The sequence below is a fragment of the Streptomyces sp. NPDC001493 genome (assembly GCF_053597235.1).
In genome coordinates, this window is record NZ_JBSFHV010000045.1 from 32,002 (window position 1) to 40,012 (window position 8,011).

Sequence of the window (8,011 nt, forward strand, 5' to 3'; positions counted from 1 at the left end):
ATGCGCAGCATCGCGCGCCCGTTGCAAACCAAGGTAAGCCTTGCTTTACTGGCCCACGGTCCATTCCGGCACAGAGGAGGAACCCCCATGCGGGTCGTCATGTTCGGTTACCAGACCTGGGGTCACCGCACCCTGCAAGCCCTCCTGGACTCCGAGCACGACGTGGTGCTGGTCGTGACCCACCCCAAGAGCGAGCACGCGTACGAGAAGATCTGGAGCGACTCCGTCGCCGATCTCGCCGAGGCGCACGGTGTCCCCGTGCTGATCCGCAACCGCCCCGACGACGAGGAGCTGTTCGAACGCCTCGAAGCGGCGGAGCCCGACATCATCGTGGCGAACAACTGGCGGACCTGGATCCCCCCGCGCATCTTCGCGCTCCCGCGCCACGGCACTCTGAACATCCACGACTCGCTGCTGCCGAAGTACGCGGGCTTCTCGCCGCTGATCTGGGCGCTGATCAACGGCGAGACCGAAGTGGGCGTCACCGCGCACATGATGAACGACGAGCTCGACGCCGGTGACATCGTCCGGCAGGAGGCGGTCCCGGTCGGTCCGACGGACACCGCGACCGACCTCTTCCACAAGACCGTCGACCTCATCGCCCCGGTCACCACGGGCGCGCTCGCCCTCATCGCCTCCGGGCAGACGGAGTTCACCCGGCAGGACCGGTCGCAGGCGAGCTTCTTCCACAAGCGGTCCGCCGAGGACATCAGGATCGACTGGACCTGGCCGGCCGAGGACCTCGAACGGCTGGTGCGCGCCCAGTCCGACCCGTACCCCAGCGCCTTCACCCACCACCGGGGCAAGCGGCTGGAGGTCCTCGCCGCCGTGGTCTCCGAAGCGCGGTACGGCGGCACGCCGGGCCGCATCTTCTACCGGGAGGGCGACGGCGTGGTGATCGTCGCCGGAGCCGACGCGCGTACCGGACGCAACCACGGCCTGGCCATCACCCGGGTACGCACCGAGGACGGCCGGGAGCTGCCCGCGACGGAGTACTTCACGTCCATGGGCGGGTATCTCACCGGTCGTCCCTGAGGTGACCGCGCACCCGGCGGTCGCTCGGGCGGCGAGCGCCCGGACGGGGGTCGCCCGGACGGGGGTCGCTCGGGCGGGAGTCGCTCAGGCCGGAGTCGCTCAGGCGGCGAGCGTCGCCGCGAGCGCGGCGAGCCCGTCGGCGTAGATGCCGTGGAAGAGGGCGACCGCCTCCTCGTCGCCGATTCCGTCGGGGGTGAAGCTGCCGCTCCACTCCACCCGGGCGGAGTCCGTGTCCGGTTCCGGGTGCACCGTCAGGGTGGAGAGGTAGCCGGTCACCGGGAACGGCGCGCGGAGGATCGAGTAGCTGTAGGTGCGGGCCTTGTCGTCGAAGGCTTCGAGGCGCTCGACGATCACGCCGCCGTCCTCGTTGGTGAGGGTGCGCACCCGGCCGCCCTCGCCGAGCTCGCTCGTCGGGATGTAGGGCAGCCAGTCGGGCAGGGTGTCGAACCCGCCGATGAGCTGCCAGACGCGGTCGGGCGACGCGGGTACGCGGACGGACGTGGTGGTCGTGGCCATGGGGTTGATCTCCTTGGATACGGCTGAGGGGGACGGCAGGCGGAGTCCGGCCGTCCCCCTGAAGACGGACGGTGAAGACGGACGGTCAGACGGTCGGTACCGGAGCGTCGGGGGCGATCAGGCGCTCCTCGCGCAGCTCGGCCCAGAAGCCGGCCGGAATCCGCTCGCCGAGCGCGGCGACGTCCTCGGCGATACGGCTGGGGCGGGTGGCGCCGGGTATGACCGCGGCGGTGGCCCGGTGGGCGAGGGAGAACTGCAGGGCGGCGGCCTTGATGCCGACCCCGTGGCGCTGTGCGAGCGCCTTGATCCGCTCCACCTTGGCGATGATCTCCGCCGGTGCCTGCTGGTACTCGAAGTGGGTGCCGCCGGCGAGGATGCCCGAGCTGTAGGGGCCGCCGACGACGATGTCGACGTGCTGTTCGGCGGCGGCGGGCAGCAGACGCTGCAGGGCGCAGTCGTGGTCGAGGAGGGTGTAGCGGCCGGCCAGCAGGAAGGCGTCGGGCTTCGGCTCGTCCAGGTCGAGGGTGAGCTCCAGCGGCTCGACCTTGTTCACGCCCACGCCCCAGGCCTTGATGACGCCCTCGGCACGGAGCTTGTCCAGGACGCGGAAGGCGCCGGTACGGGCGCTCTCGTACTGGGCGAGCCACTCGTCACCGTAGAAGTCCTGGGCGATGTCGTGCACCCAGACGATGTCGAGCCGGTCGGTCTTCAGCCGGGTGAGGCTGTCCTCGATGGAGCGCATCGTGGCGTCGGCCGAGTAGTCGTTGACGATCTTGTTGGGGCGGCCGTGCTCGAAGAGCCCGCCCTTCTCGCCGAGCTCGCGGGCGGCCGGGTCCTCCACCTCGTCCAGGATCACCCGGCCGACCTTGGTGCTCAGGACGTAGTCGTCACGCGGCTGGGCGGCGAGCACCTCGCCCAGGCGGATCTCGGCGAGACCGGCTCCGTAGAACGGGGCGGTGTCGAAGTAGCGGATGCCGTGGTCCCACGCGGCCTGGACGGTGGCGGCCGCCTCGGCGTCGGGGATGGCGCGGAACATGTTGCCGAGCGGGGCGGTTCCGAAGCCGAGCGGGCCGGACAGAAGCGGGGCGATGCCCATGGGGGGATTTCCTTACGGAGAGTGCGGGGCGGCACCGTCGCGTACGGCTCTCGGGGAGAGCCGCGGCGGGCCGCCGGTCTGACTTCTCCGACATTAGGAGCGATACTTGAGACTGTCCAAGACACGCTTGGACTGACTTGAGTCCCCCGAGGTCTTACATGCTTGACCTGCGACAACTTCGCTATTTCGTGGCCGTGGCCGAGGCCGAACACGTCGGCCGCGCCGCGGAGGAACTGCACATCTCGCAGTCGCCCCTCAGCCGACAGATCGCCCAGCTGGAGAAGAACCTGGGCCTCACCCTGTTCGAGCGCAGCCAGCAGCGTATCCGCCTGACCGCCGACGGGCGGGTCTTCCTCAGCGAGACACGCGCGCTGCTGCGGCACGCGGACCGCCTGGAGAACCTGGGCCGGCGCCTGGGGCGCGGGGAGGAAGGCGGGCTGTGCATCGGGTACGTCTCCGACGCCATGCACACCGGAGTCCTCCCGGCGGCGCTGCGCACCCTCCAGGAGGAACGGCCCGGCATCCACGTGGCGCTCTACAGCCTCGACCCGGAGGAGCAGTTCGTGGGGCTGCGGCAGCGCAGTCTCGACATCGCTCTCGTGCCCCGCCCGCCGGCCGAGGACGATCCCGACCTGACGGCCGCCCCGCTCGTTGAGGACCCGCTGCTGCTCGCACTGCCGGCGGGCCACCCGCTGGCGGGCCGGGAAGAGATCACTGCCCGGGATCTGGACGGTCAGCCCTGGATCGCCGTCGAGGGATCGGGCGAGCCGGCCGCCAGGGACGGGTTCGTGGCCGACTGCGTGGCATCGGGCTTCACCCCGGACATCCGCCTCAGCGCTCCGGAGCCGCTGACCGCCCTGGGGCTGGTCGCCTCCGGTCTGGGGCTGGCGCTGGTCCAGCGGAGCATGGTCCGCGGCGCCACCGAGGGGGTCACGGTCCGTGAACTGCCCTGGCACCGGGGATCGGTGCATCTGTGGGCCGCGTGGCACCGGGTCGATCTGCGGCCGGTGGTGGCGTCCTTCCGCGGAACCGTTCTGGACGGCCGCGGCCCGACGCCACCGGCGGGGTGACTCCGCCGAAGGAGCGGGAGTTCCGGCGTCACCGCCCGTCTGCGCCCCGCCGTCCTCGCCCCGCCTTCACCGCCTCGGATGCTCCCGTGCGGGGCTGTTTTGCGCGCGGCCGCCGGGGGCCGGTCAACTCCTGCGCTTGGAGAGGCTGTACAGCAGCACCAGGACCGCGATCACCATCACTGCGACGTGCAGCCACGCGGGGGCAGCCGACACATCGGCGGCGTTCGTCAACGAGGACATCACCACTCCGTCCCGTCCCTCGCGTCGAGGGAGGAATACCGGTTCATGTCCCGCGAGCCCGCGGGACCTTGACGTACTCCTGCCCCCGTCCGCCGGATGCAGGCCCCCATGCCCCGTACTCCACCCCGGCGAAGGACCCGCGCCGGAAACCCCGAAAGAGTTTTCGCGCGGGCGCCGACCGGTCTCCCGCGCGGGAGGCGCGAGGGCCGACGGTCGCGGTCCGGGACGGCGGGCGACGCCCCGCGTACCCTGTCCGCGTGTCCGCCTCACCCCTGCATCACGTCGCCGTACTCGTGCTCGAAGGCGCCAAGCCGCTCGATGTCGGCATCCCCGCACAGGTGTTCACGACCCGCGCGAGCATGCCGTACGAGGTGCGGGTGTGCGGGGCGGCCCCGGGGCTGGTCACCGGCGGCGACGGGCTTTCGTACCACGTCGCCGACGGCCTCGACGCGCTCGCGTGGGCCGACATCGTCTTCGTCCCCGGCTACCGCTTCCCGGACCGCGACGAGCCGCCCCGGGCCGTCCTCGACGCGCTGATCGCCGCGCACGACCGGGGCGCCCGGCTCGCCGCCATCTCCACCGGCGCCTTCGCCCTCGCGGCCACGGGCCTGCTCGACGGCAAGCGGGCCACGACCCACTGGCACTACACCCGGGCGCTCGCGTCGAAGCATCCACTCGTGCAGGTCGACGAGAACGTCCTCTTCGTCGACGACGGCAGCGTGCTGACGTCGGCCGGCGCCGCGTCGGGCATCGACCTGTGCCTGCACATCCTGCGCGGCGACCTCGGGGTGGCGGCCTCGAACCATGCGGCCCGGCGGCTGGTCGCGGCCCCGTACCGCAGTGGCGGTCAGGCCCAGTACGTGCCGCGCAGTGTGCCCGAATCCCTCGGCGAGCGGTTCGCCTCGACCCGGGAGTGGGCACTGCGCAGGCTCGGCGAGCCGCTCACCCTGGACGCGCTCGCCCGGCACGCCGCCGTGTCCTCGCGCACCTTCTCGCGGCGCTTCGTCGAGGACACCGGGTACACGCCGATGCAATGGGTGATGCGGGCCCGTGTCGACATGGCCCGGGAGCTGCTGGAGCGTTCACAGCGGGGCGTCGAGCAGATCGCCGCCGACGTCGGGCTCGGTACGGGTGCGAATCTGCGGCTGCACTTCCAGCGCATCCTCGGCACCACCCCGAGCGAGTACCGGCAGACGTTCGCGCGGGGCGAGTAAAGCGTGTTGCGAAAGTAGCGCCGTCCGCCCGCAGGACAGGCGGGACTTCCGCAACACGCTTGAAGGCTGTCCCGCAACTCCTGGTGGATCGACGGGAACTCGCCACCACCGCCTGACGAGGCCGACCGGGCCCGCGACCGCCAGAAGCACGGCTGCCGTGGCGATCGTCCACCGCCTGCCGATCCGGACAACCGTGGGGAGCGAGCCCCGGCCTCATGCCGGCGGACACGCACACCGCGGAGTCGGGGACACCCGGCCCGGGTGCACGAACCTGCGGCGTCATTCAGGCGGTCGACCGGGGAGCGTGGCCCGGTGCCGGGCACCGCGAGCACCGTCCGGGGTCCCCCGGCACGCTGGCACGATCCTTGCGGACCATGGCGATCGAGCCGCTGTCACCGGCCCGCGCGGCGCGCGAACCTGGAGGTGAACCGCACGACGGACAGCACCGAGGGACAAGGGACACCGCATCATGACTCGCATCGCCATCAACGGATTCGGCCGCATCGGACGCAACGTGCTGCGCGCGCTCCTCGAACGCGACAGCAAGCTGGAGATAGTCGCCGTCAACGACCTCACCGAGCCTGCCGCCCTGGCGCGGCTGCTCGCCTTCGACTCGACCTCGGGCCGGCTGGGCCGCCCGGTCTCCGCCGACGGCGACACCCTCGTCGTGGACGGTCGTCGCATCGCCGTGCTCGCCGAGCGCGAGCCGGCGCGGCTGCCGTGGGCCGAGCTCGGCATCGACATCGTGCTGGAGGCGACCGGCCGCTTCACCTCGGCCGGGGCCGCCCGGGCCCACCTCGACGCGGGGGCGAAGAGGGTCCTCGTCAGCGCCCCGGCGGACGGTGCCGACGTCACCCTCGCGTACGGCGTCAACAACGACGCGTACGACCCCGCGACGCACACCATCGTCTCGAACGCGTCCTGCACGACCAACGCACTCGCCCCGCTCGCCTCCGTACTCGACGAACTCGCCGGTATCGAGCACGGCTTCATGACGACGGTGCACGCCTACACGCAGGAGCAGAACCTGCAGGACGGCCCGCACCGCGACGCCCGCCGGGCCCGCGCGGCGGCCGTCAACATCGTGCCGACCACCACGGGCGCCGCCAAGGCGATCGGCCTCGTGCTGCCGAACCTGGCCGGAAAGCTGTCGGGCGACTCGATCCGCGTACCGGTGCCGGTGGGCTCGATCGTCGAGCTCAACACGACCGTCGCCCGTGACGTGAGCCGCGAGGACGTGCTGGAGGCGTACCGAGCCGCGGCGGCCGGCCCGCTCGCCGGGGTGCTCGAATACTCGGAGGACGCGCTGGTGTCGTCCGACATCACCGGCAACCCTGCCTCGTCGATCTTCGACTCGGCGCTGACCCGTGTCGACGGCCGCCACGTCAAGGTGGTCGCCTGGTACGACAACGAGTGGGGCTTCTCCAACCGCGTGATCGACACCCTCGAACTCCTCGCGGCGGGCTGACCGGGAGCCGGAACACGGACCGCACACTTTGAACTCGGGTTGCTGGGGCCCCAGTTGACCGGAAGGGCGGCCGACTGGGGCATCCACGCGACGGGCGATCCGCACGGGTAGCATCGGATCATGGTCGACGCATGCTTCGGACATCCCCGGCTCGCCGCCATCTACGATCCGTTGGAACTCGACCGGAGCGATCTCGACGCGTATCTCCGGATGGCGGAGGAGTTCGGGGCACGCCGGGTGCTGGACATCGGTTGCGGCACGGGCGTGTTCGCGCTTCTTCTGGCGGATCGCGGGATCGAAGTGACAGGAGTCGACCCGGCTCGGGCGTCCGTCGATGTCGCCCGCACCAAGCCGGGCGCCGAACGGGTGCGCTGGATCGACGGAGACGCATCGGAACTCCCCTCGCTGAGCGTCGACTTGGTGACGATGACGGCGAACGTCGCCCAGGCCGTCGCCGATCCACAAGCGTGGGAGGAGACCTTGCGCGGGGCGTACGGGGCGCTGCGGCCGGGCGGCCGGCTGGTGTTCGAGACCCGCGACCCCGCCGCGCGCGCCTGGGAGGAATGGACCCGCGAGAAGTCCCGCGGGGCCACGGACGTTCCAGGTGTCGGATCCGTCGAGAGCTGGGTCGAACTCGTCGACGTGCAGGAGCCTTTGGTGACTTTCCGCTGGACCTACGTCTTCGCGTCCGACGGCGAGGTCCTGACCTCGCTCTCGACTCTGCGTTTCCGGGAGCGCGAGGAGGTGGCGGAAGACCTGGCCGCCCTCGGCTTCACGGTGGAGGCCGTTCGCGACGCGCCCGACCGTCCGGGGAAGGAGTTCGTCTTCGTCGCGAGGCGGCCGTAGGGCATGTGGTCGACGTGCCGCCGTTCGACCGGCGGACGGCACCTCGACGTCCCACCCCAAGCCCGTGCCCGGCCCCTTCGCCACGCCCTACCGGTCCTCCCGCGCGGGGGTTGCCGTCGACGGAACCGCGAAGAACGCGGCCACCGCCAGGGCCGACACGCCCGCCGCGAGGAGCAGCGTGCCGGGCAGGGACCAGGCCGTCGCCGGTCCGGCGGCGGCCGCACCCAGGGCGTACCCGGTCAGCTTCGCTCCGGCGCAGGTGGTGGAGATCCGGCCGCGCAGACGGGGCGGGGATTCGCGGTGCCGGATCGCGAACACCGCCGTGAGCTGCAGGCCTTCGCCCACCCCTGCCAGGAGTACGGCTCCGAGGAGCAGGGCGGGACCCGCTCGGGCGGCGAGGGCCAAGGCAGCGGCCTGGACGAGGGCGCCGGCCAGGGCCGGACGGTCCGGGTCGACACCTTCACGGACGCGGCCCGCAGCGCGTACCGGTCCACCACGTACTCCTTCGACGCGCGCGGCGACCAGG

The 8,011-nt window shown here is 71.7% G+C and carries 9 protein-coding genes; 6 read left to right on the top strand and 3 right to left on the bottom strand.

The features are described from left to right. Positions 1-87 precede the first annotated feature (87 nt). Positions 88-1,035, top strand: coding sequence for a methionyl-tRNA formyltransferase (locus tag ACWCWD_RS35895; RefSeq protein ID WP_450779666.1), 948 nt, complete (start codon positions 88-90; stop codon positions 1,033-1,035). A 99-nt stretch (positions 1,036-1,134) separates the two neighbouring features. Here ACWCWD_RS35895 and ACWCWD_RS35900 read toward each other — a convergent pair whose 3' ends face one another. Next, on the bottom strand, positions 1,135-1,551 hold the full coding sequence (locus ACWCWD_RS35900; RefSeq protein ID WP_450779667.1) for an SRPBCC family protein: 417 nt from the start codon (positions 1,549-1,551) through the stop codon (positions 1,135-1,137). 85 nt (positions 1,552-1,636) lie between these two features. Next, the gene (locus tag ACWCWD_RS35905; RefSeq protein WP_450779669.1) at positions 1,637-2,647 is read right to left on the bottom strand and encodes an aldo/keto reductase; all 1,011 of its coding nucleotides are present in this window, start codon (positions 2,645-2,647) and stop codon (positions 1,637-1,639) included. Between the two features lie 158 nt (positions 2,648-2,805). On the opposite strand from ACWCWD_RS35905, the gene ACWCWD_RS35910 reads away from it, so the two are divergent. The 4 genes from ACWCWD_RS35910 to ACWCWD_RS35925 all read left to right on the top strand — a co-directional run bounded on the left by ACWCWD_RS35910 (position 2,806) and on the right by ACWCWD_RS35925 (position 7,485). Beyond that, complete coding sequence (locus tag ACWCWD_RS35910) at positions 2,806-3,717, top strand: LysR substrate-binding domain-containing protein (protein WP_450779671.1); 912 nt, start codon at positions 2,806-2,808, stop codon at positions 3,715-3,717. 497 nt (positions 3,718-4,214) lie between these two features. Next, the gene (locus ACWCWD_RS35915) at positions 4,215-5,171 is read left to right on the top strand and encodes a GlxA family transcriptional regulator (protein ID WP_450779673.1); all 957 of its coding nucleotides are present in this window, start codon (positions 4,215-4,217) and stop codon (positions 5,169-5,171) included. Between the two features lie 469 nt (positions 5,172-5,640). Continuing rightward, the gene (gene gap / locus ACWCWD_RS35920; RefSeq protein ID WP_450779675.1) at positions 5,641-6,639 is read left to right on the top strand and encodes a type I glyceraldehyde-3-phosphate dehydrogenase; all 999 of its coding nucleotides are present in this window, start codon (positions 5,641-5,643) and stop codon (positions 6,637-6,639) included. Positions 6,640-6,759: 120 nt separating this feature from the next. After that, the gene (locus tag ACWCWD_RS35925) at positions 6,760-7,485 is read left to right on the top strand and encodes a class I SAM-dependent methyltransferase (RefSeq protein WP_450779677.1); all 726 of its coding nucleotides are present in this window, start codon (positions 6,760-6,762) and stop codon (positions 7,483-7,485) included. A gap of 87 nt (positions 7,486-7,572) precedes the next feature. On the opposite strand, the gene ACWCWD_RS35930 is transcribed toward ACWCWD_RS35925, so the two are convergent. Continuing rightward, positions 7,573-7,803 (bottom strand): hypothetical protein, encoded by a 231-nt coding sequence (locus ACWCWD_RS35930; RefSeq protein WP_450779679.1) that lies wholly within the window; start codon positions 7,801-7,803, stop codon positions 7,573-7,575. Here ACWCWD_RS35930 and ACWCWD_RS35935 point away from each other — a divergent pair. Continuing rightward, positions 7,786-8,011: hypothetical protein (locus tag ACWCWD_RS35935; RefSeq protein WP_450779680.1), on the top strand; the 226-nt coding region annotated here is incomplete at its 3' end. The genes ACWCWD_RS35930 and ACWCWD_RS35935 overlap by 18 nt on opposite strands.